The sequence below is a fragment of the Labrenzia sp. 5N genome (assembly GCF_012395805.1).
Classification (GTDB): domain Bacteria; phylum Pseudomonadota; class Alphaproteobacteria; order Rhizobiales; family Stappiaceae; genus Roseibium; species Roseibium algicola.
On the sequence record NZ_JAAZTM010000004.1, the window covers coordinates 347,689 to 372,882 of the forward strand.

Below are 25,194 nucleotides of genomic sequence, written 5' to 3' on the forward strand. Positions count from 1 at the left end.
TCATTGTTATTGCCCCTCGCCGCTGCCTCGCGGTGTCCCGATCAGAAAGGACATGCTCCGTCGGTGACGACGTCATGAACCTTGACGGTGCCGTCGGAGATGGCCGCAACGGCGGCATCCGCCGCCGCTTTCATGTCCGGCGTGATCAGGTCCTTGTTGTTTTCGTCCAGCACCCAGTCCATGCCGCCATCCGCGACGCCCAGCACCTTGATGCCGGGTTCGAAGGTGCCGTCCCTGGCGGCCTGGAAGCTGTCGAAGACAGCATTGTCCACGCGCTTGCGGATGGACGTCAGGACCTTGCCCGGATGCAGGCCGTTCTGGTTGCTGTCGGTGCCCATGCCGAGGACGCCCTTGTCGGCAGCTGCCTGCAGCACACCAATGCCGGTTCCGCCCGCTGCCTGAATGATCACATCGGCACCCTGATTGATCTGGCCGATGGCAAGTTCGCCGCCGCGAACAGGATCCGCGAAAGCGGCCGGCGTATCGCCCGTCATGTTGGACAGAACCCTGATATCCGCCCTTGCGGCCTGGCCGCCCTGCTTGTAGCCGCACAGAAACCGCTGGATGATCGGGATATCCATGCCGCCGACAAAACCGATGGTGCCGCTCTTGGTGGCCATGCCGGCCAGCAGACCGCCGATATAGGCACCCTCATGTTCCTTGAAGACATAGGAGCGCACGTTCGGCTGATCGACCACCATGTCGACGATGGCAAAATCCGTCTTGGGAAAATTGGGAGCCACCTGGCCAAGCGCGTTGGCCTGGTTGAAACCGATTGCGACAACGGGGGACGCGCCCCGGCTGGCAAAGTTCCGCAGTGCCTGCAGGCTTTGCGCATCACGCTCCAACTCGAATTCCCTGACGTCGCCGCCCTGGTCCTGAAACCGTTTCACGCCGGTAAAGGCGCTTTCGTTGAAAGACCCGTCGAACTTGCCGCCGACGGAATAAACGATGGCCGGTTCGGCCAGAGTTGCGGTTGTTGTCATGAAGACAGCGCAGGCCGCAGCAATGACGCCTGATGTGAGACGGAGCATCCTGTCCTCCGAAAAAACGGGTTGGGCACGCTAGAAATACAGGTAGACCTCCGCACGGTATCGCGCGGAGGTCCAAAACGACTGCCTTACATCGGGCAGGACTGATCGGCCATGTAGTCGTGAACTTCGATCTCGCCGGAGATGATCTTCTGGGTCGCTTCTTCGACCTTTGCTTTCATCTCGTCGTTGACGAGTTCGGCGTTGTTGTCGTCCAGCGCCCAGTCGACGCCACCTTCCTTGAGGCCGAGGACTTCGAAGCCGGAAGACCAGCTGTCGTTGGCCGCATCTTCGAACGCCTGGTAGACGGCAATGTCGACGCGCTTCAGCATGGAGGTCAGGACGGAACCCGGATGCAGGTTGTTCTGGTTGCTGTCGACGCCGATGCCGAGCTTGCCGGCGTCAGCAGCGGCCTGCAGAACACCGATGCCGGTGCCGCCGGCAGCGTGATAGACAACGTCAGCGCCACGGTCGAACTGGGACTTGGCGAGTTCGCCACCCTTGACCGGATCGTTCCAGGCCGCGCCGGTGGTGCCGGTCATGTTCTCGAAGACTTCCGCCTTCGGGTTTGCAGCCATCACGCCCTGCTTGTAACCACAGGAGAACTTGCGGATAAGCGGAATGTCCATGCCGCCGACAAAGCCGACCTTGCCGGTTTCGGACGCCATCGCAGCCAGCATGCCGACGATGTAGGAGCCTTCCTGCTCCTTGAACAGGATGGAGCGCACGTTCGGCAGGTCGACGACCATGTCAACGATCGCGAACTGCGTATCCGGGAATTCCTTGGCAACCTTTTCCACGGCGTTGGCCTGGGAGAAGCCGATGGCAACGATCGGGTTCATGCCGCGCTTGGCAAAGTTGCGCAGAGCCTGCTCGCGCTGGCTGTCGTTCTGGATTTCAAAATCGCGGTATTCGACGCCGGTGTCTTCCTTGAACTTTTCAGCACCGTTGTATGCGCCTTCGTTGAACGACTTGTCGAAACGGCCGCCCAGATCGTAAAGCACTGCCGGCTTGATATCGGCTGCCAATGCGCCCACGGCAGTAAAGGCCAGGCCGGCAAGCGCGGTGCCGATGGTAAGAAGCTTTTTCACTTATATGTCCTCCGACATGCGGGGGCCTGCCTTTTGGCCGGCCCGTTTCCCCTCGTGACCCAGCCGCATCATGCGGACTGTGCCAGCTGCAATCCGGCCCGTGCCGTCAGAGCCCTCGCAAGGGTCTCGTCTGCCACAAGGTCGGTAATGACACCGGTACGCAGGGCCGCGAGCGTGGCATCCACCTTGCTCTCCCCACCTACCAGCGCAATCACGCGGCGCCCGCGCACTTCGTCGAAATGCAGACCCACGGCACAATCGCCGAGCGGATCCGGGGCCAATTTTCCCTCGATCGTCAGAAAGCGCCCCATCAAATCACAGACGGCGCCGCCCGACAGCAAATCTTCCTGTTCTTTTTTGGAAATCATGCCGCGCTGGACAAGATGGCCCTCGTTCTCGACCGAACCGATGCCGATGAGAAAGGCATCCGACTGGCGCGCGCGATCCATCAGGTCCTGCACGCTGCGCTGGGTCAGGAACATCGCCTTTTCGTCCTGGTTTTCGGCAAAATAGGGAACCGGCAGATAATAGCCGATGCCGCCTGTGCGCTCCTGCATCTTCTGGACGATGTCATAGGGGTTGGCAGCAAGCGTGCGCGTCAGGGATCCGCAGATCGACATGATTTCGAGATCGGTTCTCGCGACTTTCGGCAACGCTTCGACAGCCGCGGTCAGCGTGCGGCCCATGCCAACGCCCAGACGCGTGACGTTGGACCCACCAAGCATTCCAGACAGGAACTGTGCCGCGGACACGGCGACGGCCCTGAGGGCGCTGTCGTCGTCGCCGCCACCAAGATCGGGAGCAATGATGCAGTTCGTCAGGCCGAAATGCTCCGTCAGCTCCTTTTCAAGCTGGAGGCATTCCATCGGGCGACCATCGACCTGGAATTTGACGAAACCGGCTTTCTGCGCGTGAGCGATCAGGCGATGCACCTTGGCAGGCGAAACGCCGAGCTGCGAGGCGATTTCGCCCTGCGTACGGCCGCCAACAAAGGACAGCCAGGCCGCCCGGATGGCCATATATGATGTCCAGTCGTCGTCGCGTGTCTGCATTCCGCGTCGAAACCTTCCCCTCCAGAGCCCTTGCGCACGCCTTCCGGCGGACAGGATACTCAACCACTCTCAAAACGCCCGGCTTGATGGAATTGCATCCCGCAAGATGAAACACCCGCCTGTCCAGCCATGCGAAGCGGTTGACCGCAACGGTCCGGCTATGCCCTGCTCTCTTCGGAGCTTTTATTTTCCGGGGCCGCGAAGGCCGGCCGAAAAATTCTTCACCAAGTGAGAATTTCTTCAGATCATGACCAGCCTTGCCTTTGCCGTCAACTAAAAAAACTGCCAATTTTCTGGCTGATTGCTGCATTTCTGGGCAGCAATCAGCGCCGAGTACCACTTCTGAACGGCGGCAAATTCTGCCCAAAGCTGCCGATTTTTAGAAACAACCCGGCAAAATTTGCCCAGTTGCACGGCAATAATTGCCGATGGATTTGTCCCCCACTTTGAAAACCTTCGTCTTTCCGGCCGAAAAACAGCTAATCGGAACGCGCATGTCAGGCGCTTGAGAAGTTGCTGAAACGTCGGCTGTTTTGGGCCTCAAACAGGTTCTCTCGCCCGAGTTTCTCACAGTTTCGCGCAAAAATGTGACCGACAAGGCGGATTGAAAAAACTCAAGAAATCACCACCTTACCTAAACGTAAAGCTCGACGCGGATCCACGGATGAAAAATTTGCCTAGCAAATCCGGAAGATATCCCGCGCCTGTGGATAGAACATGCACTCCGTGCACATTACTTTTGCCAGCCAAGGAATATTACGCTACGTTTGGCATGTAGCTTGCTAAGTAAATTTCCAAGCTCATCCAAGGAATTCAGCCAATGCCTTGTTAGGAATCACGAGAAACGGAAAGATAAGGAATTCAACGACAAAATAAACAGGGGAGACGTGGCCACCCAGCCGCAAGGCTGAAGTAAGGAGAAAAACCATGCGTCTCGACATAACCAAAACAGACTGTGCACTGACGGTTACAAGTTTACTGTCACTTATTTGTGCGGCACTTCTTTTCGCCGCCCCAGCCGCAGCCCGAGACTACCGTCCGGCTCTGATGGCTTCTTCACAATACAGCTATGATCCGGCCAACGAAGTGGACGTCGAACTTGTCCTGGCCGTCGACATCTCCCAATCCATGGATACAGAAGAACAGGAAGTGCAGCGCGCCGGGTATGTTGCCGCTCTCACCTCCAGGGAATTTCTTGACGCCATTCAGGTCGGTCCGATCGGCCGCGTTGCCGTGACCTACATGGAATGGGGCGGGGTTGATGAGCATTTCATCGTCGCCGACTGGACGGTGATCCAAGATGCAAGCTCGGCAGCACACTTCGCTTCCAAGATTGCCGAAGCCCCGCTTCGGCAGGTCCAGCGCACCTCCATCGCCTCGGCGCTCGAAAAGTCCGTCTTTCTGGTTCAGAACAACCAGTATGAAGGCTTGCGCCGCGTAATCGACATTTCCGGTGACGGCCCGAACAACCAGGGTGGCTCCGTAACTGCCATGCGTGATCGCATGGTTGCCTCTGGCGTGACCATCAACGGCTTGCCTCTGATGATGAAGTCGAACAAGAACACCTGGCAGGCGATGCTCAACCTCGACCACTATTACGAGGATTGTGTGATCGGCGGCCCGGGCTCCTTCGCCATCCCCGTTCGCAGTCAGGAAGGCTTTGCAGACGCGATCCGGATGAAGCTGGTGATGGAGATCGCCGGGCTGCATCTGCCGGAACCCGATCCCTACTTCCAGCGCGTTGCCGGCCGCGAACCGATCCGCTGTAATCTGTTCGACTGATCGCCACGTCTCCATTCTCCTTATTGCCTGCCGCGTTCCGGGCCGGGACGCGGCATTTTCTTTTGCTCCCTGCCAATGATCTGCCCACCGGGAACAGGTTCTGCGCCCGCCCGTTCATCTTCCTTTGCCTAAAGCGCTTTGAACGGCTAAACACTTCCCCGCCGCTGTCGCTTCCTGCCAGGGTGCCTTTTCGTCCGGTTCCCTCCGGGTACGAACTGGTCTCCCGGGACTTTGGTTTCGACCAGCTTTCGGCTATTCAATCGATCTGGATTGCATAGACCCCAGAGGACCGCTGATGCCTGCCACGCCCACTCTTGCGCTTGTCGCGCATGACGCCAAAAAAGACGCCATGGTCGAGTTCGCCAGACGGCACCAGGACAAACTCGCGGTTTTCGAACTTGTCAGCACAGGCACCACGGGCGGCCGCATTCTGGAAGCCTGTCCGGATCTCAAGGTCACAAGGCTGAAAAGCGGCCCGCTGGGCGGCGACCAGCAGATCGGCGCGATGATTGCCGAAGGCAAGCTCCAGGGCCTGTTCTTCTTCGTCGATCCGCTGTCGCCCATGCCGCATGATGTTGATGTGAAAGCCCTGATGCGCCTTGCAGTGGTCTATGACATGCCGATGGCGCTCAATCCGTCGACTGCGGATATCCTGCTGCGCTCCGCCCGCCTGCAGGGCCTCAAGACTACATCCGCGACACCTGAAGTTGGCTCCCTGTCCTCATGAGTTTTTCCAAGAACACCAAATCCTTTGCCTATCCGGTTCTGGTTGCCGATATCGGCGGCACCAACGCCCGTTTCGCTCTCGTTGACGACGCTGAGGCGCCCACCCGCATGTGCGGCAAGACGGCGACCGCGGATCATCCCGACATTTCTTCCGCGATCCGCGAAGTGGTGCTGCCGGAAACCGATCCGAAACCGCGCACGGCAATCATCGCGGTTGCCGGTCCCGTCACCGGTGACAGGATCCCCCTCACCAACGCGGCCTGGGTGATCGAGCCGCTGAAAATGATCGCTGACCTCGGTCTGGACGAAGTCATCGTGCTCAACGATTTCGAAGCGCAGGCCCTGGCCTTGCCAGGATATAGCGGCAGCGATATCGAACAGGTCGGCTCCGGCACGATCCGCGAAGAGAGCGCCAAGTTCGTCCTCGGTCCGGGCACGGGCCTCGGCGCTGCCGCGATGATCTATGCCGCCCAGACCTGGGTTCCCGTTCCGGGTGAAGGTGGCCATGTGGAACTCGGGCCGGTAACCCCGGAAGACGTTGCCATCTGGCCACATATCGAACTCGTCGGTGGACGGCTTGGCGCCGAACAGATCCTTAGCGGCACCGGCCTTCCCCGCCTTGCCCGCGGTGTTGCCGCCTATATGGGCGCAGACCGCGACTTCACAACGGCGGCAAGCATCACAACGGCCGCAGAGGCAAACGATCCGGTAGCGGTGAAGACGCTGGAGGTCTTTGCCAGGGCCCTTGGCCGTGTGGCCGGTGATTTTGCCCTCGCGGTTCTGGCACGGGGCGGCGTCTATCTGACTGGCGGTGTCACTTCGCGGATCACACGCTTCCTCACGGACGGCGGCTTCCGCGCCTCCTTTGAGGCCAAGGCGCCCCATGAGGCCCTGATGGCCAAGATACCGACCTTCATCGTCCGGCATCCCGATCCGGCCCTGGAAGGCCTTGCCTCCTTCGCACGCGCGCCGGAAGCCTTTGCCGTCGACATGCAAGGACGGCAATGGACTGCAGGCGCCGCATCGGGCGCGAGCTGACCCGGGCCCGTCATGTCCTCTGCCCCAGCCTTCGCGGCACCCCTGCCGATCGACGGTGTCCTGCCGGAGCTTCTGGCAACGCTTGATACAGGGCTGAACGCGGTTCTTGTTGCCGAACCGGGCGCGGGCAAGACGACCCGCGTGCCGCTGGCTCTTCTGAACGCGACCTGGCGCGGCGACGGCAAGATCCTGGTGCTGGAACCGAGGCGTCTTGCTGCCCGTGCCGCTGCGCGCCACATGGCAGCCGAACTGGGCGAAAAGCCCGGCGAGACCGTGGGCTACCGTGTGCGCATGGAAACGAAAGTCAGTTCACGCACTCGAATAGAGGTCATCACGGAAGGTGTATTCACCCGGCTGATCCTGGACGATCCGGAACTGACGGGCGTTGCCGCCATTCTCTTTGACGAATTTCACGAACGCTCGCTTGACGGCGACCTCGGGCTGGCGCTGGCGCTGGATGTGCAGGCTGCACTGCGCGACGACCTGCGTCTGCTGCCGATGTCCGCAACGCTCGATGCCGCCGGCATTTCACGCCTGCTTGGCGACGCGCCCGTCATCGAAAGCACGGGGCGCAGCTACCCGGTTGAAACGCGTTACCTGGGGCGAACACCCAACGAGCGCGTGGAGCCGCAGATGGTGAGGGCGATCCGGCAAGCCCTCGTGGAAGAAAGAGGTTCCATTCTGGTGTTTCTGCCAGGCCAGGGCGAAATCCGCCGCACCGCTGAGATGCTGGAGGGAAAGCTCCCGGCCGGCTGCCAGGTGGCACCACTTTACGGCGGACTGGACACCAAAGCCCAGGACGCAGCCATCCGGCCGGCCGATGCCGGCAGCCGCAAGATCGTGCTGGCCAGTGCCATCGCCCAGACCTCGCTGACCATCGAAGGTGTGCGTGTCGTTATCGACAGCGGTCTGGCACGGGTGCCGAAATATGAACCGCAGACCGGACTGACCCGGCTGGAAACCGTGCGCGTCTCCCGCGCTTCCGCTGATCAACGGCGAGGCCGCGCCGGACGTACCGAGCCCGGTGTCTGCTACAGGCTCTGGGACGAAGCCCAGACCGTGGCCCTGCCACAGGCAGAGGCTCCGGAAATCCTGGAAGCGGATCTCACCGGCCTGGTGCTGGACCTGGCGGCCTGGGGGACGCTCGATCCGGCAGCCCTCGCTTTTGCCGACCAGCCCCCACTTGCGGCCTGGCGCGAAGCAAAGGCTCTGCTTCAGGATCTGCACGCTCTGGATGACCACGGACGTCTGACCAATGACGGCAAGGCACTGGCGAAGCTTCCGCTGCACCCACGCCTGGCCCATATGGTGATCGAAGGTGTTGCCCGCGATCTCGGCTTTACCGCCGCGATGATCGCGCTCGTGCTGTCCGAACCGGGCCTTGGCGGCCGGGATCCGGACCTGCGTGCACGTTTGCAATCCTTGCGTCACGACAAGAGCCAGCGTGTGAAAGACGGCCGCCAGTTGGCCGAACGCTGGCTGAAGCAGGCGGGCGGAACAGGCAGGGAGATAGACCCGGAAAGCGCCGGACTTCTGCTCGCCCTTGCCTACCCCGACCGGGTTGCCCAGCAACGCGGGCAGACCGGCCGCTTCCGCCTTGCGAATGGTCGTGGCGCCGAGCTGGAGGCGGAACATGCCCTTTCCCGGGAAGCCTTCCTGACCGTCGCCGATATTCAGGGCAAGGCGGCAAGCGGGCGCATTCAGCTTTGCGCGCCGATCTCCAAGGCCGATATCGAGGATCTGTTTGCTGCCGAGATTGTCGAACAGGATGAAGTCCAGTTGACAGGCGATGGTGCGCTGAAGGCGCGGCGGGTCACCCGCTACAAGGCGGTCGAACTGAAGTCCGTCCAGATCCAGTCCGCCGATCCGGAAGCCGTTGAACGCGCCCTGATTGCCGAAATCCGCCGGCGCGGCGTCTCCCGCCTGCCCTGGAGCAAGGATCAGGAACGGCTGAAGAAACGTGTCGCCTATGCTCGGGAGAACGGCGCGCAGGATCTGCCGGATCTTTCCGACGGCACATTGACGGAGACACTGGAATCCTGGCTGCAGCCCTATCTCGCCAGCTGCACGAGCCTCGCCGCAATCGATACCGCCGTGCTGGGCAACGCGCTTGCGGCGCTCCTGCCCTATGATGCATCTGCACGGCTGGACAACCTTGCCCCCTCGCACTTCACCGCGCCGACAGGCAGCAAGGTGCCGATCGACTATGGCGCTGCTGCAGGTCCGACGCTGTCCATCCGCGTGCAGGAACTCTTCGGCCTCAAGGACCACCCAAGCGTCTGCGACGGCAGATTGCCGCTAATCCTGGAACTTCTTTCCCCTGCCCAACAGCCGATTCAGATCACAAAGGACCTCCCCCGCTTCTGGCAAGGCTCCTGGGCGGATGTGAAAGCCGACATGAAAGGCCGCTACCCCAGGCACCCCTGGCCGGACGACCCGACCGCAGCCGAGGCAACGCGCAGGGCGAAGCCGCGGGGAACCTAGCTCCGCATTTCAGCCTCACACGGCCTTCCCTTCAGGAGAGAAAACGGCATGAATCCCGTGGTCGAACTATGGGAAGACACAGGAGGGACTGACGCTTCAGAAGTCCCCTGTCCCACGACCTGCCGCAGCCGAGTCCTCCTCCCCCTTGTGGGGAGGGGTTAGGGGTGGGGGTATGAAGCCCCGGCCCTAGTTACCGCTTTGCGGTTCACCCCCATCCCTACCCCTTCCCCACAAGGGGGAAGGGAACCGGTCCGTATATGGGCGAAATCCAGGTTGCAAATCGGACTATGCTTAGCTCCGAGAAGGCCTTGGCCCTCAATCGTCCGAGGCTGCCACCAGGCTGGCGTTACCGCCAGCGGCGGCCGTGTTGATGGAGACCACCTGTTCCAGTGCAAACCGGTACAGATAAGCCGGGCCGCCGGCCTTGGGGCCGGTGCCGGACAGGCCGGAGCCGCCGAAGGGCTGGGTGCCGACAACCGCGCCGATGGTGTTGCGGTTGACATAGACATTGCCGACAGAGAGCCGGTCAACCACCTTCTTCACCGTTGCATCAATACGGCTGTGAACACCGAGTGTCAGACCGTAGCCGGTACCGGCAATCTGGTTCAGCACCTTGTCCAGGTCGCCCGCCTTGTATCGAACCACATGCAGGACCGGGCCGAAGACTTCCCGCGTCAGGGCCTCGGCCTTGTCCAGTTCGATGATGTGCGGAGCAACCCAGGAGCCATTGGCCAGCTTGCCGTGCGGCGTCTTGCCGGCATAGCGCAGTTTCTGGCTCTCCTTCATGTCGTCGACATGGGAGAGAATGTTGTCGCGTGCTTCCTCATCAATCACCGGACCGATGTCTGTCGACGGCAGCCGCGGGTCGCCCAAACTGAGTTCTTTCGCTGCGCCTTCCAGCATGTCCAGCAGATGATCGGCGACGTCCTCCTGCACATAAAGCAGACGCAGTGCCGAGCAGCGCTGACCGGCGGAGCGGAAGGCGGACATCATGACGTCATCGCAGACCTGTTCCGGCAGAGCCGTCGCGTCGACGATCATCGCGTTGATCCCGCCCGTTTCGGCAACGAGCGGAACGATCGGGCCACGTTTTGCGGCCAGCGTGCCGTTGATCAGCCATGCGGTTTCGGTCGACCCGGTAAAGGCTACCCCTGCAACGGCCGGATGGGACGTCAGCGCCGCACCGACATCGCCTTCTCCCGGGAGCAGGTAGAAGACATCTTCCGGGACACCGGCCTGATACATCAGCTTGGCTGTTTCATAAGCGATCAGCGGTGTCTGTTCCGCGGGCTTGGCGACGACGGCGTTGCCCGCCATCAAAGCTGCGCTGATCTGACCGAGGAAGATCGCCAGCGGGAAGTTCCAGGGAGAAATGCAGACGAAGACGCCGCGGCCACGATAGCGGTAGCGGTTTTCCTCGCCTGTCGGTCCGGGCATCAGCTTGCCTTCACCGAAAAGGTTTCTGGCTTCGGCCGCGTAGTATCGGCAGAAGTCGACTGCCTCGCGGATTTCGGCAATGCCATCGGTCAGGCACTTGCCGGCTTCCATGGAGAGGATCGTCATCAGACGGTCCCGGTTGGCCTCCAGCAGGTCGCCAACCTTGTCGATGGCAGCCGCCCGCTCTTCAACCGGTCTGCGCGACCATTTCTCGAACCCCTTCTGGGCATTTTCGACAGCAAGGCGGGCCGTTTCGCTGTCCGCGAAGCGCACCGTGCCGACCTTGGTCGAGCCGTCCATCGGGGCAAACACCGGATTGGCGTCGCCCGACGGTTTTAGCCCCGCTCCAAGCGGGGCGGCCTCGGTGAACGGTGCTGTGGTTTTCGCCATGCCGGACGTCAGCAGGTTGCGCTCCGCCGCACAGCCGAATTCCACGCCGTCGGAATTTTGCCGGCTATCACCGTAAAGGTCCTTCGGCAGCGGGATCGACCGGTTGATGGAATGGTGGCCGCTATCCAGCAGTTCTTTCGGCCGCTTGAGCATCTTTTCAACCGGCACGGAGGCATCGCCCACGATGGTGACGAAGGAGGAGTTGGCGCCGTTTTCCAGAAGGCGGCGGACGAGATAGGCCAAAAGGTCCTTGTGACCACCGACCGGGGCATAGATCCGGCACGGGAAGCCGTCGCGTTCGACAACGGATTTGTAAAGGCTTTCGCCCATGCCGTGCAGGCGCTGGAACTCGTACCCTTCCGCCTTGCCACCGGAGAGTTCGATGATCTGGGCAACTGTCAGTGCGTTGTGGGTGGCGAACTGCGGATAGAGCACATCCCGTGCCGCCAGCATCCGCTTGGCGCAGCACAGATAGGACAGATCCGTCGCCGCCTTGCGCGAGAACACCGGATAGCCTTCCGCACCGCCTTCCTGGGCGTGCTTGATTTCCGCATCCCAATAGGCGCCCTTTACGAGGCGCACCATCAGTTTGCGGTTGGTCTTGCGGGCTGCGTTGACCAGCCAGTCGATCACGTGAATGCCGCGCTTCTGATAGGCCTGAACCGCCAGTCCAAAGCCATCCCAGCCCTCGGTGACCGGATCGGTCAACATGGCTGCGATGATATCCAGCGAGATCTCCAACCGGTCGGCTTCTTCAGCGTCGACGGTGAAGTTGAGGTTGTGGTCCTTGGCCATCTGCGCCAGTTCGCGCAGCTTCGGCAGGAGTTCGTCGCGCACGCGCTCGCCGTTGACGGCCTGATAGCGCGGATGCAGCGCGGAAAGCTTTACCGAAATACCCGGACGGTCCGGCAGTTGCTTGTCACCGGCAGCCTTGCCAATGGCGGCAATCGCCTTGGCATAGGACTGGAAGTAACGCTCTGCATCCTTCTGGGTGCGCGCTCCCTCGCCCAGCATGTCATAGGAATAGCGATAGCCCTTCGCTTCCTGGGTCCTGGCGCGTTCCAGAGCCTTCTGGATGGTTTCACCAAGCACGAACTGATGACCGAGCAGGCGCATTGCCTTGCGGGTTGCCATGCGCACGGTCGGCATGCCCATGCGCTTGACGAGGCTCGACAGGATCGACTGGGGCGTGTCGCCCGGATGCAGCAGACGAGAGGTGACGCCCAGCGCCCAGGAAGAGGCGGAGACAAGCCAGGTGTCGGATTTCGGGCCTGAGGGATCATCGAAGCGGGCTGCCGCCAGCTTGTCTTCGATCAGCTTGTCCGCGGTCTTTGCGTCCGGAACGCGCAGCAGAGCTTCCGCCAGCACCATCATGGCCAGGCCTTCACGGGTGGTCAGACCGAATTCGCGCATGAAGTCTTCCACGCCGCCGAGACCAACCTGGACCGAGCGCATGTCCTGAATATAACCGCGGGCGCGCTGGTCGATCAGTTTCTCCACCACGGGGTCGGTGTTGGCTTCCTTCAGAAGCGCTTCGACAAGCGTCTTGTCATCGGGGGCGTACGCCGGGCGAAACGGCTCGAGTTCGGTCGAATTGATTGTCTTCATGGCTGCAACAGTTGCGGTCATGAGAGCCTCCCAAAGGGGCCCCGCGGGGCCAGGTCACTAGATGCCTCCAAAATATCTTGAATCGAAGTCCGCTTTTCGCTGTTTTTGAAGCCAATCTCCGTGTATTTCTCTGTAAATTTCTTTTTTCTAGGGAAATTCGCCATGCTTGATGCAACAGACCGGAGGATTCTGAAGGTTCTCCAACAGGACGGCCGCATTACCAATACGGACCTTGCCGAACGGGTGCATCTTTCGGCAACCGCGACCGCCGAACGCATGAAGCGGCTGGTGCGCGAAGGGTACATCGAGCACTTCTCCGCCAGCCTCAATCCGAAGATGGTGGACCGGGGCTTGCTGGTCTTCGTCGAAATCCGGCTTGACCGCACCTCACCGGAAATTTTCGACGCCTTCAAGATTGCCGTCGAACGCTCGACCGACATCATGGAATGTCACATGGTGGCAGGCGGCTTCGACTACCTCATGAAAAGCCGCGTCAAGGACATGGAAGCCTATCGGGCCTTCCTGTCTGATGTGGTTTTGGCGCTGCCGGGCGTGCGTGAAACACATACTTACGCCGTCATGGAAGAGATCAAGGACACCCATATCCTGCCGGTCTGATTTGCGCTGAAATCAAACGGGCACGAACACTCATCGTTCACAAAGCCTTGTCTTGACCGTGCCATGCGCCTTGCGCGAGGGAACGAGGACCGGACACGATCCGCAACAGGGGAAATTCTGATGAAACGCATGCTTGCCGCAACGCTTGGTCTTCTCGGATCACTGATGGCACCGGTGGCTGCTTCTGCACAGGAAGCGGCCAATGATCCGGCGTGGCAGGCAGTGCTGGATGAGGCCAGAGGCGAGACCGTTTATTTCCACGCCTGGGGCGGCGAGCCGCGCATCAACGCCTATATCGCCTGGGCTGCCCGGGAAGTGGCAAATGAATTTGACGTTCGCGTGCTTCAGGTGAAGGTGAGCGATACGGCATCGGTGGTCTCACAGGTGCTTGCCGAAAAATCGGTTGGCAAGGTCTCTGGCGGCGCGGTCGATCTGGTCTGGATCAACGGCGAAAATTTCGCGGCCATGAAGGAACAGGGCCTGCTGGCAGCACCTGGATGGGCGCAGACGTTGCCGAACTGGGATTACGTCGACGTGGAAAACAAGCCGACTGTCGTCCAGGATTTCACCGTGCCTACGGATGGCCAGGAAAGCCCGTGGGGGATGGCCAAGCTCGTGTTCATGTATGACAGTGCCCGCCTGGACACCCCACCCGCGACACTCGATGCGCTGCTGAGCTACGCCAAGGCGAACCCGGGCCGATTTGCCTATCCGCAACCGCCCAATTTCTATGGCACGACCTTTCTGAAACAGGTTCTCGTCAGCACGGTTCCGGACAAGGCCGCTCTGACGAAACCGGTGGATGAAGCCCGCTTCGAAGAAATGACCGCACCGTTGTTTGCCTATCTGGACGCATTGAACGGCTCGCTCTGGCGCCAGGGCCGCGCTTTCCCGAAGGACGCAGCGCATACGCGCCAGCTGCTTGCCGACGGAGAACTGGATATTGCATTTTCCTTCAATCCGTCCGATGCCTCGAGCGCAATTGCCAACGGCGAACTGCCGCCCAGCGTGCGCACCTTCGTTCTGGATGGCGGCACCATCGGCAACACCCACTTCGTTGCAATTCCGTTCAACAGTTCCAGCCAGGCAGGCGCCAAGGTCTTCGCCAACTTCCTGTTGTCACCCGCTGCACAGGCCCGCAAGCAGGATCCCGGTATCTGGGGCGACCCGACAGTTCTGAACGTTGCCGGACTGCCTGAAACCGAAAAGGTTCTCTTCGATACACTCGACCTTGGGCCTGCGACCTTGACGCCCGAACAGCTCGGCCCGGTCCTGCCAGAACCGCATCCGAGCTGGGTCAGTGCGCTAGAAGAGGCCTGGACCACCCGCTACGGCGCCGAGTGAGCCGGAGTACGTGGCAACCCAGCCGAAAGCCGTCCCGGCCATTCCGATCATCCTTGTGTCGGTTCTTCTGGCCGGGCCGGTTCTTGCCGGCCTGGCGGGTACGATCCTGCCTGCCTTCGGTTATCTGCCCGCGCTGGGCCACAACAGCTTCACCCTTGAACCTGTCCGGCACCTGTTCCAACAACCCGGTCTGCTGACTTCCGTTTGGCTCAGTACTGCCACCGGCCTGACGGCCTCCGTCGCGTCGCTGGCGATCGTGCTCCTGTTCGTGGCAGGCTGGTCCGGAACGGCGGCGTTCCGGCGCCTGACCCGGTTTCTGTCGCCATTGCTTTCGGTACCACACGCGGCGGCGGCCATCGGTCTTGCTTTTCTGATTGCGCCATCGGGATTTCTGGTTCGCCTCGTTTCGCCTTGGGCAACTGGCTGGTCCAGGCCACCCGACGTTCTGATCCTCAACGATCCGTTCGGCATCGCCATGACGGTTGGTCTTGTCGCCAAGGAAGTGCCTTTTCTGTTCCTGATGACGCTCGCCGCGCTAAACCGCCCTCACGTTCAGGAGTATTTCAAGGCAGGTGCCAGCCTTGGCTATGGCCGTGTCGCAACCTTCTTCAAGATCGTTCTGCCGCAGATCTACCCGCTCATCCGCCTGCCGGTGCTGGCAGTGGTCGCCTATGCCACATCCGTCGTTGATGTTGCCGCCATCCTTGGGCCGACGACACCGGCTCCGCTCGCCCCGCGTCTCGTCAGCTGGATGAACGACCCGGATCTGACCAAACGTCTGATGGCATCTGCCGGGGCGTTGCTGCAACTTGCCGTCAGCACGACTGCTCTGGCCACCTATCTGGCAGGCGAACGGCTGGTCGCCTCGGCCTCCAGGCGCCGTCTCGTCACCGGGCATCGTCACTTGCGCGAGCGTGCGGCAAGATATGGCGGACTTCTGGTGATGGTAATCATCATCGTCGCCATGATCCTCTCGCTGCTTCTGCTCGGGATCTGGTCTGCCGCCCGCTCGTGGTGGTTTCCCTCCGTTCTGCCGCAGGCCTGGAATGTCATGCAAATGACCGACACCCTCGGCATGAGCCTCGGGCTTCTCGGTACGACAGTCGCTCTGGCCTGTGCCTCAGCGCTTGTTGCAACAGCCCTGACACTTTGGGTTCTGGAAGCGCGCGATCACCGCAAGTCGACCTCTTCGCGCCGTCTCAAGACACTCGTCTTCCTGCCGCTGCTGCTGCCGCAGATCAGCTTTCTGTTCGGTCTGCAGCTGCTTTTCCTGTCAGTGGATTTCAGCGGCACATTCTCCGCTGTTTTGCTGGCCCACCTGGTTTTCGTCCTGCCCTACGCCTTCCTGGCCTTGAGCGATCCCTGGGCCCGGCTCGATCCGCGCTTTGCCAAGGCCGCAGCCTCCATCGGCGCGTCGCGTGCCCGCATCTTCTGGCAGATCCGTTTGCCATTGCTGCTGCGGCCTGTTCTGGTAACGCTTGCCGTGGCAGCCGCGGTTTCCGTCGGCCAGTATCTGCCGACCTTGATGATCGGTGCCGGACGGGTCGCCACGGTCACGACCGAGAGCGTCGCCCTTGCCAGCGGTGGCAGCCGACAGGCAACTGCGCTGCTGGCCCTGTTGCAACTTGGCATACCACTGGCCGGATTTACGCTGGCCGCACTGTTACCGGCGTTGCTTCATCGCAACCGGGCCGCCATGCGGCTGGAAAGGTGAGGCAAGCAATGCAGACCCCAAACGAGCCAATGGGCCTGGTTCTTCAGGACGTCACCCTCCACCTGGACGGAGCGCCCCTGCTTGGGATCGACTGCCGGATAGAACCGGGAACAGTACTCACCGTGATGGGTGAAAGCGGCAGCGGCAAATCCAGCCTGCTCGACTTCATTGCCGGTTTCCTCCGGCCGGATTTCAAGGCGAGTGGCAAGGTGATGCTTGATGGCAAGGATCTGACACCTCTGCCTGCACAGGAGCGGCATATCGGCCTGATGTTCCAGACGCCGCTGTTGTTCCCGCATATGTCCGTGCTGCAGAACCTAATGTTCGCCATTCCCGCTGCAATCCGCAAAAGATCCCTCCGGCGGGACATGGCTCAACAGGCCCTCGCCGATGTCGGGCTTTCCGGCTTCGGCAGCCGGGACCCTGCGACGCTGTCCGGTGGTCAGCAGACCCGCGTCGCCTTGATGCGAACGCTTCTTGCCGAGCCGCATGCGCTGCTACTGGACGAACCCTTCTCAAGTCTCGACAAGGCCCGGCGAGCCGACATCCGGGCATTGGTCTTCGACGCAGCCAGACAAAAGGGCTTGCCCGTCCTGCTTGTCACACACGACGAGGAAGACGCTGACGCAGCCGGTGGCAAGGTACATTTTCTTGATGAAAGCGGATCAGGCAACGGCTGCGCCTGAGAAGGAGGTCACATAGGTGCAATTGTCGGCGAACAGGACGTACGGCCAAAACGCGCGGAAGAACTGAGCCGCCTAAATAGTCTTCTGATGGCAGACAGAAGATGTCTGCCGTTGCCAGGATCGCTCCGACGACGGCAGACGGAAATCAGGTTTGTGAACCCTGGTGCTTATTCGGCGGTGTCCGCAGACTTGGCCTGCAGCAGGGAGTAGTTGTCGATGCCGATCCGTTCGATCAGTTCAAGCTGCGTTTCGAGGAAATCGATGTGGCTTTCCTCGTCGCTCAGAAGCTGTTCAAACAGAGCCATGGAAACATAGTCGCCGAGCTCGCGGCAGACTTCGCGGGCTTCGTGGTAAAGGGCCCGTGCGACGTATTCCGCTGCAAGGTCGCCTTCAAGGCATTCCTTGACCGACTGGCCGATCCGCAGCGGGTCCAGGGTCTGAAGATTGGGCAGACCTTCCAGGAAGATGATCCGGTCCATCAGATCCTGTGCATGCTGACGCTCTTCTTCAGCTTCCGCCAGTTCCTTGTCGGCCAGCTTGCCGAAGCCCCAGTCGGCCAGCAGTCGGGCATGGACCCAATACTGGTTCACTGCCGTCAACTCGTGCCGCAGGGCCTTGTTGAGATACTCGATTACGCGCGCTTCGCCCTTCATGACCCTCTCCCTGCGAGATCTCCCCGAGGTGCTCTGTCACTTCGACATGTACCCGGATGTTGATCGAAATCCATGTTCCGGACCAAGCCATTTCTCTGGCAGGGGCCGGTAAGTCCTAGCGGTTTGAAGCCTGCTTCAATTCTGCAGGCGACTCTTCCGACTTTGGTTGCTCTTCAGAACTTTTTTCGTGAATGATGTCAATGACCGACGGAAAACAGCTTCCGCAACGCGGCCTGCACCCCAGATGACGGAACACCGCTCCGGGCGTTGGCACCTTGCCATTCGGGTCTGCACGCATTTCTTCCGCGGCTTCGCGAAGTTGCTTGTCAGACAGTACGTTACAGGAGCAAATGATCATTGTAGGATCCGGCGCGCGTCCTCATATGCGAACATATTGGCATTGACGAATTCCAGCGCAATAACGAAACTCGACTGCAAGAGTCAACTTTTTCCACGACTTTTGCACGCCAGCAGGGAAATAACATGACCGGCCAGGGTATCCCCGACGAGCGTCCGACACTCGTGCTGACAGGCGCGAGCCGCGGCATCGGACATGCCACCGTCAAGCGATTTTCCGCGGAAGGTTGGCGGGTGATCACCTGCTCCCGGCAGGCGTTTTCGGACAAGTGTCCATGGCCGATGGGGCCTGAGGATCATATCCAGGTGGATCTTTCCGATCCGGAAAACCTCGGGTTTGCCACCCAGGAAATCCGCAAGCGTCTGGAGCCCAACGGTTCGCGCCTTCATGCGCTGGTCAACAATGCGGGGATCAGCCCCAAGGGCCCCGACGGGGAACGTCTGGATTCGCTGACAACGGCCATGCACGAATGGCGCACCGTTTTTCAGGTCAACTTCTTTGCCCCCATCCTGCTCGGCCGGGGCCTTTTCAAGGAACTGAAGAATGCCAAGGGCTCCGTCGTCAACGTGACATCGATTGCCGGCATGAAGGTGCATCCCTTCGCCGGTACCGCCTATTCCACCTCGAAGGCGGCCCTCGCATCGCTTACGCGGGAGATGGCGGCCGACTTCGGTCCGCACGGCATTCGCGTCAATGCAATCGCACCGGGCGAAATCGATACATCCATCCTGTCACCTGGCACCGAAAAGATGATCGAAGACATTCCGCTCCGCCGCCTTGGACTGCCGAATGAAGTTGCCGACACGATCTATTACTTGTGCTCCGAGAAGTCTTCCTATGTCAGTGGAGCAGAAATTCACATCAACGGCGGTCAGCATGTATAAATCATTTATACAACCTGCCCTTCGTCTAGCTTGCCGATATATTTGCGGTACCTAAACCAGACTTTCAGAATGACGCATTTATTCTTCAGCTAAATATTACCTGAAGCTAAAAATGCGTGATTTACCTAATATTCATTGCGCTCCGCAATACTGACAGAACGACAATGCAGTTGTTCCGGCTGTGCGGGGATAAAATGAAACGAATATTGAAAGTTCTGACCGACTTGAAATTTGGCTTCAAGGTCGGCGGTGGTTTTCTGGCAGTCTTGCTGCTGACGGCAGTCGTGGGAGGCGTGGGATTTCTGGCCATCCATGGTCTGTCCGCGCGGTTCGTCGTTGCCGATCAGGCGGCCAAGGTTGCCGGACAGGTCCAGGCAACGTCCCTGCTTCGTGAAGACTATCTCAACAATCCTTCGGCAGAGCTCCGCAATTCCGTGCTTGAAGGTGTGGCGACGCTGCAAGGCGAACTGGACCTCCTGACCAACGAGATTGCGGGCGACACCGCCTCTGAAGCTCAGGTTGCGGGGGCCAAGGACGCGGTTTCCAGTTTCTCGACCACTTTCGATCAGGTCGCCGAGCAGACGGTGCAGCAGGCCGAGCGTATCGCGACACTTCAGAAAAGCACCAATGATCTGGAAGCACTGGCGACCAACATCAGTGACGCCGTTCTGACGGAAGAAAAACGCATCAGCGCCGAAGCTTTCGCGGCGAACAGCCAGCTGGACGATGCCAACCAGCTTCAGAGAACCGTGTTCGAACTGAAAGACGAAGTCGTCAAGGTTCACATGCTTTACCTGAAGGGCAGCGGCAACATTGACGGTGAAGATCTTACCTCAGCCATCGACACCGCACGAAACCTCGTCTCTTCCACGAAGCAGATGAAGTACAAGCAGATCGAAGGTATCGACCGCAAGACCGTGAGCAAGCTGGCCTCGCAGGCGAACAAGCTCAACGCGGCTCTGGAGAACCTCACCAAGGATCTCGGCTTTTCCGAAGCCTATGAAGCACGCCAGGCCGTCGGCAATGCCATCGACGGGATGAACGGCTTTACCGAGGAAATTCTCGGGCAAGTCCACCCGGTCGTTTCCAAGGCAAAGACCGACGCGCTGACCGCCTCCACCCGCCTTGCAACGGTGCGCTCCATTGCCGAGAAAGCCACCAGCCTGAATGAGATGGCGCTGGCCGCCCGTGCGGAAACACTCTACCTCTTCGGCGCCTTTGGTGTCAGCGACCAGTCCGCCGTAGAAGAACAGATCGCCAATCTGCAGGGCCTGGAAAAGGACATGGTCAAATACGCCATGATCCTTCCCTCCGCCGCAGACGCAATCAACGCCATCCCTGAATCCGTTGCAACGCTCGACAAGTCTTTCCGCGAGATGCTTGTCACCAAGGCTGATCTGGCCGCCAAACGAGTGGACCTTGACGACCTGACCCGAAAGGTCAGCGCCGACATCACGTCCATCTCCGCTGCCCAGTCGCAGGCCGCCAATTCCGCCGCCACGGCTGCAAAGGTCCAGATTGCCGTCACGATCCTGCTCGCCATCCTGGGCGGCATCGGTCTTGCCTTCATTCTCAACCTGGCCATCACGCGTCCGATCCGCACGATCACCGGCGTCATGGACCGCCTGGCAAACGGCAACAATGAAGTTGTGATCCCGGGCATCGATCGTGGCGACGAGATCGGCGACATGAGCCGCACGGTGCAGGTGTTCCGCGACAACGCTGTGGAACGCGCTCAGCTGCAGGAGCAGAATGCCCGCGAGGAAGCCTCCCGCCAGGAACGCCAGGCCCGTATCGACAGTCTGATCCATTCTTTCCGCACCAAGGCGGAAGAAGCGCTCGGCTCCGTGGAAACCACCGCGGGCGGCCTCGACAACACCGCACAGGCCCTGACGGAAATCGCCCGGGACAGCGCCGGCTACGCCAGCGAAACCCAGGCATCGTCCAACGAGACCACCAACAACGTTCAGACCGTGGCAAGCGCCGCCGAAGAACTGGCGGCTTCGATCGGCGAGATCTCCCGCCAGGTTGCCCAGACGACAGAAATCGTCGACCGGGCCACCACCGGAACACGGATCACCAACCAGAAGGTCGAAGGGCTGGCGGAAGCCGCCACAAAGATCGGCGAAGTGGTGACCCTCATCCAGGCGATTGCCGAACAGACCAACCTTCTGGCCCTCAACGCCACCATCGAAGCGGCACGCGCCGGTGAAGCCGGAAGAGGTTTCGCGGTTGTTGCTGCCGAGGTGAAGGAGCTGGCCACCCAGACCTCCAAGGCAACGGAGGAGATCTCCAGCCAGATCACCGAGATCCAGAACGCGACCAAGGAATCCGTCGTTGCCATTGGCGAGATCGCGGAAACCATGACCGAGGTGAACACCTACACCACGGCCATCGCATCGGCTGTCGAACAGCAGGGCGCTGCCACCGCGGAAATTTCGCAGAACGTGCAGCGCGCAGCGGAAGGAACCGGTGCCGTGTCCTCTTCCATGTCGCAGCTATCTCAGGCCGTTGACCAGACCTCCTCGTCTGCGGACATGGTGCTGTCGGCTTCCGGAGAACTGACCCAGAAGACCCACGAACTGAAGCGTGAAGTCGAGCAGTTCCTCTCCGAGGTTGCCGCAGCCTGATCGCGCACATCTGTCCAAAGAGGGCGGGTGAGCTTCGGCTCCCCGCCCTTTTCTTTTGCGCTCGACAGGATCGCCGACGACAGCGGGAAATTGCCTTTGCGGTGCTGTTGTGGCCGGTCACGAAACGTTTGGACCGGAGGGGTTCAAAAGCCGGCCAGGAAACCTTTTCGACCACAAAGGAACGTCTAATCTACTTTCAAAAGAAGGCAGGATGTTCTATGGCGGAACAACTTCAAACCTGACAGAAAACGAGTGAGACCCGTGGCGGATCAGACCAGTGCCTCCACCTATGCCCCGTCCGGCAAGCCTGCACACCAGAGCTGGCCGGTGATCCTGGAGACCAAGGGCTGGAAGGACTATCGGCTTCTGGACATGGGCCAGGGCGAGAAGCTGGAGCGTTATGGCCGTTTCACCATCGTGCGTCCGGAACCGCAGGCCATGGGGGCCCGGCGGCAGAAGGAAAGTGTCTGGAACCGTGCCGATGCCGTCTTTTCCGGCGACACGGAAGAAGAAGGCCCGGGCCGCTGGAAGTTTTCCGGAAGCGTGCCGGAAACCTGGCCTATGTCATACGGTCCTGTTCGCTACAACGGTCGCTTCATGTCGTTCCGCCACGTCGGCGTCTTCCCCGAACAGGCCGCCCATTGGGACTGGGTCAACGGCAAGATCCGCGCTGAACGCGAGCGCGCACCGGAAAAGCCGCTGAAGATCCTGAACCTTTTCGGCTACACCGGCCTTGCCTCATTACTGCCGGCGACGGAAGGGGCGCAGGTGACCCATGTGGACGCCTCCAAGAAGGCGATCGGTTATGCCCGCGAGAACCAGGAGATGTCAGGTCTCGAAGATCTGCCGATCCGATGGATCTGCGAGGACGCTTCGAAATTTGTTGCCCGCGAAGTGCGGCGCGGCAACACCTATGACGGCATCATTCTCGACCCACCGAAATACGGCCGCGGCCCGAAGGGCGAGGTCTGGGACATCTATACCAGCCTGCCCGGCATGCTCGCGGACCTGAAGCAGCTTCTGGACAAGGACGCATTGTTCATGATCCTGACCGCCTATGCGATCCGCTCCAGTTTCGTGTCCATTCACGAACTCATGGCCGAAACCCTGGACACCGAAGGCGGCCTGCTGGAATCCGGCGAACTGGTCATCCGCGAGGAGGACGGCAAGCGCGCGCTGTCCACGTCGCTCTTTTCGCGCTGGAGCAGCAGATGATCGAAAAACGCCAGGGGGCGGTGAAACAGATCACCAGCCATTCCAACCCGATCGTCAAGGAAATCAAGGGGCTCGTCGCGCAACGCAAGCACCGCAGCCAGTCGGGCCTGTTCGTGGCCGAAGGCCTGAAGCTGGCCACCGATGCGCTGGAAGCCGGCTGGGGCGTGCGTTATCTCGCGCTCGGCCCGGAAGCGCGGGACAATCCTGTCGCGCAGAAGGCTGCTGCTGCCGCGAAGGCGCGCGGCGCCTTGATCCTGGAAGCATCGACCGCCGTCATGTCCGCGATGACGCGCAAGGACAATCCGCAGATGGTTGTCGGTGTTTACGAGCAGAAGCTTCTGGGAGCCCGCGACATTGATCCCGCCGGTACCACACTCTGGGTCGCGCTCGACCGGGTGCGCGATCCGGGCAACCTTGGCACGATCATCCGCACGGTCGATGCGGTCGGCGGCGCAGGTGTCATGCTGGTCGGCGATTGCACGGATCCCTTCGCGGTTGAAGCGGTGCGCGCCACCATGGGCTCGCTGTTTCATGTGCCGCTGGCCAAACTCGGCAAGGACGAATTCAAGTCACTGGCCGAAAAGTGGCCCGGCACCGTCGCGGCCACCCACCTGAAGGGATCGGTCGACTATCGCACGCCCGACTATGCCGAGCCGGTTCTGCTGGTCATGGGCAACGAGCAGAAGGGCCTGGAAGATGACATGGCAGCCGCCTGCCGTACCTTGATCCGCATTCCGCAAGTCGGACAGGCCGACAGCCTGAACCTTGCCGTTGCCACGGGCGTTGCGCTTTATGAAATCCGCCGCAAGCATCTGGAGCTTTAGAACGTATGCGTCTGTTTATCTTTGGCACCGGGTTTTCCTCCAAGGCGTTCGTGAAAGAAGTGCGTGACCAGTTCGACTGGATCGGCGGCACAACGCGTTCTTCGGACAAAATGGAGGCGCTCCGGACACTGGGTGTCGAACCGTTTCTCTTCGACGGCAATTCCCAAGGCGACGGCGTTGCCGAAGCACTGAAGCAAGCAACCCATATACTGGTCTCGATTGCTCCGAACGAAGCCGGCGACCCGGTGCTGAACCAATATGCCAATGAGATTGCCGGCGCGAAACCGCGCTGGATAGGATACCTCTCCACAGTCGGTGTCTACGGCAATCACGACGGTGCCTGGGTCGATGAGGAAACTCCGCTCAACCCCGTTTCCAAACGCTCCGTCCAGCGTGTTGCGGCGGAAGAGGCCTGGTTGGCATTTGCCGAACAGAATGACCTGCCGGTGCAGATTTTCCGCCTTTCGGGCATTTATGGCCCGGGCCGGAATGCATTCGAGAATTTCAGGAAGGGCACGGCGCGGCGGCTAGTGAAGCCGGGTCAGGTCTTCAACCGCATTCACGTTGCCGATATTGCGGGCGCATTGAAGGCTGCCATGGCTAAGCCGTCGACGCGGGTTTTCAACGTCACGGACGATGAACCGGCCCCGCCGCAGGATGTGGTGGCCTTTGCCGCGGAGCTGCTCGGCGTCGAAGCCCCGCCCGAGATCCCGTTCGAAACCGCGGATCTCACACCGATGGCCAGGTCCTTCTACGGCGAAAACAAGCGGGTTTCCAACCAGCGCCTCAAGGACGAGCTTGGGTTTACATTCCGCTATCCGGACTACCGTGTTGCCCTCAAGGCCTTGCTGGCGACGGTGTGATCCCGTCGCAGGTCCCTGCCCTGACCAGACCTAGAGACGGCGGCGCCTTTTTTCATGCGCCGCCAGCCGTTTCATCCGTTCTGTTCAGCCGTTATTTGGGCTGCGGCACGACACGCAGATAAGGCTTCAGGGTCTTCCAGCCTTCAGGGAATTTCTCCTTCGCCTCTTCATCGCTCACCGCCGGGACGATGATGACATCCTCACCGGACACCCAGTTGGCCGGGGTGGCGACCTTGTGGGCGGAGGTGAGCTGCAGACTGTCAATCACGCGGATGACTTCATCGAAGTTTCTGCCCGTGGAGGCCGGGTATTCGATCTTGAGCTTGATCTTCTTGTCCGGGCCGATAACGAACAGCGACCGCACGGTCAGCGTATCGTTGGCATTGGGATGGATCATGCCGTATGCGGTGGCCACCTTACGATCCGGATCGGCAATCAGCGGGAAGTTCAGGGCAACGCCTTGCGTATCCGCGATGTCACCAACCCAGGCATGGTGATCCTCGATGGGATCGACCGAAACGCCGAAAACCTTGACGCCACGGGCTGCGAACTTGTCCTTGAGCTTGGCGGTCATTCCCAATTCCGTGGTGCAGACCGGCGTGAAATCCTTGGGGTGGGAAAACAGAACCGCCCAGGACCCTTCGATCGCCTCATGAAAACGGATCGGACCATCCGTGCTGTCGGCTTCGAAATCCGGTGCCTCGTCTCCGAGCAAAAGTGCAGACATGAATGAGCTCCTTAAAATTACGGACCGCAATCTCAGTTT

General features: G+C 60.6%; 20 protein-coding genes. 13 read left to right on the top strand and 7 right to left on the bottom strand.

The window, feature by feature from the left end; all coding sequences use genetic code 11:
* Positions 1-41: 41 nt before the first annotated feature.
* From HEP89_RS04680 to HEP89_RS04690, 3 genes are all read right to left on the bottom strand, one after another.
* The gene (locus tag HEP89_RS04680) at positions 42-1,034 is read right to left on the bottom strand and encodes a BMP family ABC transporter substrate-binding protein (RefSeq protein ID WP_168691442.1); all 993 of its coding nucleotides are present in this window, start codon (positions 1,032-1,034) and stop codon (positions 42-44) included.
* Positions 1,035-1,120: 86 nt separating this feature from the next.
* Positions 1,121-2,122 carry a BMP family ABC transporter substrate-binding protein gene (locus HEP89_RS04685; protein ID WP_022999724.1) on the bottom strand — a complete coding sequence of 334 codons (1,002 nt, stop codon included), beginning with the start codon at positions 2,120-2,122 and terminating at the stop codon, positions 1,121-1,123.
* A 68-nt stretch (positions 2,123-2,190) separates the two neighbouring features.
* A complete protein-coding gene (locus HEP89_RS04690; protein WP_022999723.1) occupies positions 2,191-3,174 on the bottom strand; it encodes a sugar-binding transcriptional regulator in 984 nt (327 codons plus the stop codon).
* Positions 3,175-4,221: 1,047 nt separating this feature from the next.
* Here HEP89_RS04690 and HEP89_RS04695 point away from each other — a divergent pair.
* The 4 genes from HEP89_RS04695 to hrpB all read left to right on the top strand — a co-directional run bounded on the left by HEP89_RS04695 (position 4,222) and on the right by hrpB (position 9,204).
* Positions 4,222-4,956 carry a DUF1194 domain-containing protein gene (locus HEP89_RS04695; RefSeq protein ID WP_022999721.1) on the top strand — a complete coding sequence of 245 codons (735 nt, stop codon included), beginning with the start codon at positions 4,222-4,224 and terminating at the stop codon, positions 4,954-4,956.
* 295 nt (positions 4,957-5,251) lie between these two features.
* Positions 5,252-5,683: a methylglyoxal synthase gene (locus HEP89_RS04700; protein WP_022999719.1), complete on the top strand. Its 432-nt coding sequence runs from the start codon at positions 5,252-5,254 to the stop codon at positions 5,681-5,683.
* Positions 5,680-6,720: an ROK family protein gene (locus tag HEP89_RS04705; protein WP_168691443.1), complete on the top strand. Its 1,041-nt coding sequence runs from the start codon at positions 5,680-5,682 to the stop codon at positions 6,718-6,720. The genes HEP89_RS04700 and HEP89_RS04705 overlap by 4 nt, the downstream gene beginning before the upstream one ends.
* Positions 6,721-6,732: 12 nt before the next feature.
* Positions 6,733-9,204, top strand: coding sequence for an ATP-dependent helicase HrpB (gene hrpB, locus HEP89_RS04710; RefSeq protein ID WP_168691444.1), 2,472 nt, complete (start codon positions 6,733-6,735; stop codon positions 9,202-9,204).
* Between the two features lie 315 nt (positions 9,205-9,519).
* Here the strand turns inward: hrpB and putA are convergent, their stop codons facing one another.
* On the bottom strand, positions 9,520-12,660 hold the full coding sequence (gene putA, locus HEP89_RS04715; RefSeq protein WP_168691445.1) for a bifunctional proline dehydrogenase/L-glutamate gamma-semialdehyde dehydrogenase PutA: 3,141 nt from the start codon (positions 12,658-12,660) through the stop codon (positions 9,520-9,522).
* Between the two features lie 141 nt (positions 12,661-12,801).
* Between putA and HEP89_RS04720 the strand changes: the two genes are divergently transcribed.
* From HEP89_RS04720 to HEP89_RS04735, 4 genes are all read left to right on the top strand, one after another.
* Positions 12,802-13,257, top strand: a complete 456-nt coding sequence (locus tag HEP89_RS04720) for a winged helix-turn-helix transcriptional regulator (RefSeq protein ID WP_022999714.1) — start codon at positions 12,802-12,804, stop codon at positions 13,255-13,257.
* Between the two features lie 120 nt (positions 13,258-13,377).
* Positions 13,378-14,601, top strand: a complete 1,224-nt coding sequence (locus HEP89_RS04725) for an ABC transporter substrate-binding protein (RefSeq protein ID WP_168691446.1) — start codon at positions 13,378-13,380, stop codon at positions 14,599-14,601.
* Between the two features lie 10 nt (positions 14,602-14,611).
* The gene (locus tag HEP89_RS04730) at positions 14,612-16,315 is read left to right on the top strand and encodes an ABC transporter permease subunit (RefSeq protein WP_168691447.1); all 1,704 of its coding nucleotides are present in this window, start codon (positions 14,612-14,614) and stop codon (positions 16,313-16,315) included.
* Positions 16,316-16,323: 8 nt separating this feature from the next.
* The gene (locus HEP89_RS04735) at positions 16,324-17,001 is read left to right on the top strand and encodes an ATP-binding cassette domain-containing protein (RefSeq protein ID WP_168691448.1); all 678 of its coding nucleotides are present in this window, start codon (positions 16,324-16,326) and stop codon (positions 16,999-17,001) included.
* A 167-nt stretch (positions 17,002-17,168) separates the two neighbouring features.
* Here HEP89_RS04735 and bfr read toward each other — a convergent pair whose 3' ends face one another.
* Positions 17,169-17,654, bottom strand: coding sequence for a bacterioferritin (gene bfr / locus HEP89_RS04740; RefSeq protein WP_022999710.1), 486 nt, complete (start codon positions 17,652-17,654; stop codon positions 17,169-17,171).
* 115 nt (positions 17,655-17,769) lie between these two features.
* A complete protein-coding gene (locus HEP89_RS04745) occupies positions 17,770-18,012 on the bottom strand; it encodes a (2Fe-2S)-binding protein (protein WP_062490562.1) in 243 nt (80 codons plus the stop codon).
* 125 nt (positions 18,013-18,137) lie between these two features.
* Here HEP89_RS04745 and HEP89_RS04750 point away from each other — a divergent pair, with 125 nt between their 5' ends.
* The 5 genes from HEP89_RS04750 (at position 18,138) to HEP89_RS04770 (ending at position 24,428) form a co-directional block, all read left to right on the top strand.
* Positions 18,138-18,896: an SDR family oxidoreductase gene (locus tag HEP89_RS04750; protein ID WP_022999708.1), complete on the top strand. Its 759-nt coding sequence runs from the start codon at positions 18,138-18,140 to the stop codon at positions 18,894-18,896.
* Positions 18,897-19,090: 194 nt separating this feature from the next.
* Positions 19,091-21,526, top strand: coding sequence for a methyl-accepting chemotaxis protein (locus HEP89_RS04755; protein ID WP_209014452.1), 2,436 nt, complete (start codon positions 19,091-19,093; stop codon positions 21,524-21,526).
* 261 nt (positions 21,527-21,787) lie between these two features.
* The gene (locus HEP89_RS04760; protein ID WP_152508540.1) at positions 21,788-22,741 is read left to right on the top strand and encodes a class I SAM-dependent methyltransferase; all 954 of its coding nucleotides are present in this window, start codon (positions 21,788-21,790) and stop codon (positions 22,739-22,741) included.
* A complete protein-coding gene (locus HEP89_RS04765; protein WP_022999705.1) occupies positions 22,738-23,565 on the top strand; it encodes an RNA methyltransferase in 828 nt (275 codons plus the stop codon). Before HEP89_RS04760 ends, HEP89_RS04765 begins: the two co-directional genes overlap by 4 nt.
* Before the next feature lie 5 nt (positions 23,566-23,570).
* Positions 23,571-24,428, top strand: coding sequence for an SDR family NAD(P)-dependent oxidoreductase (locus HEP89_RS04770; protein ID WP_168691450.1), 858 nt, complete (start codon positions 23,571-23,573; stop codon positions 24,426-24,428).
* A gap of 91 nt (positions 24,429-24,519) precedes the next feature.
* On the opposite strand, the gene HEP89_RS04775 is transcribed toward HEP89_RS04770, so the two are convergent.
* Positions 24,520-25,155 carry a peroxiredoxin gene (locus HEP89_RS04775; protein ID WP_022999703.1) on the bottom strand — a complete coding sequence of 212 codons (636 nt, stop codon included), beginning with the start codon at positions 25,153-25,155 and terminating at the stop codon, positions 24,520-24,522.
* Positions 25,156-25,194: the final 39 nt, after the last annotated feature.

What these genes read in the sequence shown, in the direction of transcription:
- HEP89_RS04735 (WP_168691448.1), top strand. Translation starts at nt 16,324, where the DNA reads ATGCAGACCCCAAACGAGCCAATGGGCCTGGTTCTTCAGGACGTCACC.
- HEP89_RS04770 (WP_168691450.1), top strand. Translation starts at nt 23,571, where the DNA reads ATGCGTCTGTTTATCTTTGGCACCGGGTTTTCCTCCAAGGCGTTCGTG.
- HEP89_RS04680 (WP_168691442.1), bottom strand. Translation starts at nt 1,034, where the DNA reads ATGCTCCGTCTCACATCAGGCGTCATTGCTGCGGCCTGCGCTGTCTTC.
- HEP89_RS04775 (WP_022999703.1), bottom strand. Translation starts at nt 25,155, where the DNA reads ATGTCTGCACTTTTGCTCGGAGACGAGGCACCGGATTTCGAAGCCGAC.
- putA (WP_168691445.1), bottom strand. Translation starts at nt 12,660, where the DNA reads ATGACCGCAACTGTTGCAGCCATGAAGACAATCAATTCGACCGAACTC.
- HEP89_RS04690 (WP_022999723.1), bottom strand. Translation starts at nt 3,174, where the DNA reads ATGCAGACACGCGACGACGACTGGACATCATATATGGCCATCCGGGCG.
- HEP89_RS04705 (WP_168691443.1), top strand. Translation starts at nt 5,680, where the DNA reads ATGAGTTTTTCCAAGAACACCAAATCCTTTGCCTATCCGGTTCTGGTT.
- HEP89_RS04725 (WP_168691446.1), top strand. Translation starts at nt 13,378, where the DNA reads ATGAAACGCATGCTTGCCGCAACGCTTGGTCTTCTCGGATCACTGATG.
- hrpB (WP_168691444.1), top strand. Translation starts at nt 6,733, where the DNA reads ATGTCCTCTGCCCCAGCCTTCGCGGCACCCCTGCCGATCGACGGTGTC.
- HEP89_RS04720 (WP_022999714.1), top strand. Translation starts at nt 12,802, where the DNA reads ATGCTTGATGCAACAGACCGGAGGATTCTGAAGGTTCTCCAACAGGAC.
- HEP89_RS04745 (WP_062490562.1), bottom strand. Translation starts at nt 18,012, where the DNA reads ATGATCATTTGCTCCTGTAACGTACTGTCTGACAAGCAACTTCGCGAA.
- HEP89_RS04750 (WP_022999708.1), top strand. Translation starts at nt 18,138, where the DNA reads ATGACCGGCCAGGGTATCCCCGACGAGCGTCCGACACTCGTGCTGACA.
- bfr (WP_022999710.1), bottom strand. Translation starts at nt 17,654, where the DNA reads ATGAAGGGCGAAGCGCGCGTAATCGAGTATCTCAACAAGGCCCTGCGG.
- HEP89_RS04700 (WP_022999719.1), top strand. Translation starts at nt 5,252, where the DNA reads ATGCCTGCCACGCCCACTCTTGCGCTTGTCGCGCATGACGCCAAAAAA.
- HEP89_RS04755 (WP_209014452.1), top strand. Translation starts at nt 19,091, where the DNA reads ATGAAACGAATATTGAAAGTTCTGACCGACTTGAAATTTGGCTTCAAG.
- HEP89_RS04695 (WP_022999721.1), top strand. Translation starts at nt 4,222, where the DNA reads ATGGCTTCTTCACAATACAGCTATGATCCGGCCAACGAAGTGGACGTC.
- HEP89_RS04765 (WP_022999705.1), top strand. Translation starts at nt 22,738, where the DNA reads ATGATCGAAAAACGCCAGGGGGCGGTGAAACAGATCACCAGCCATTCC.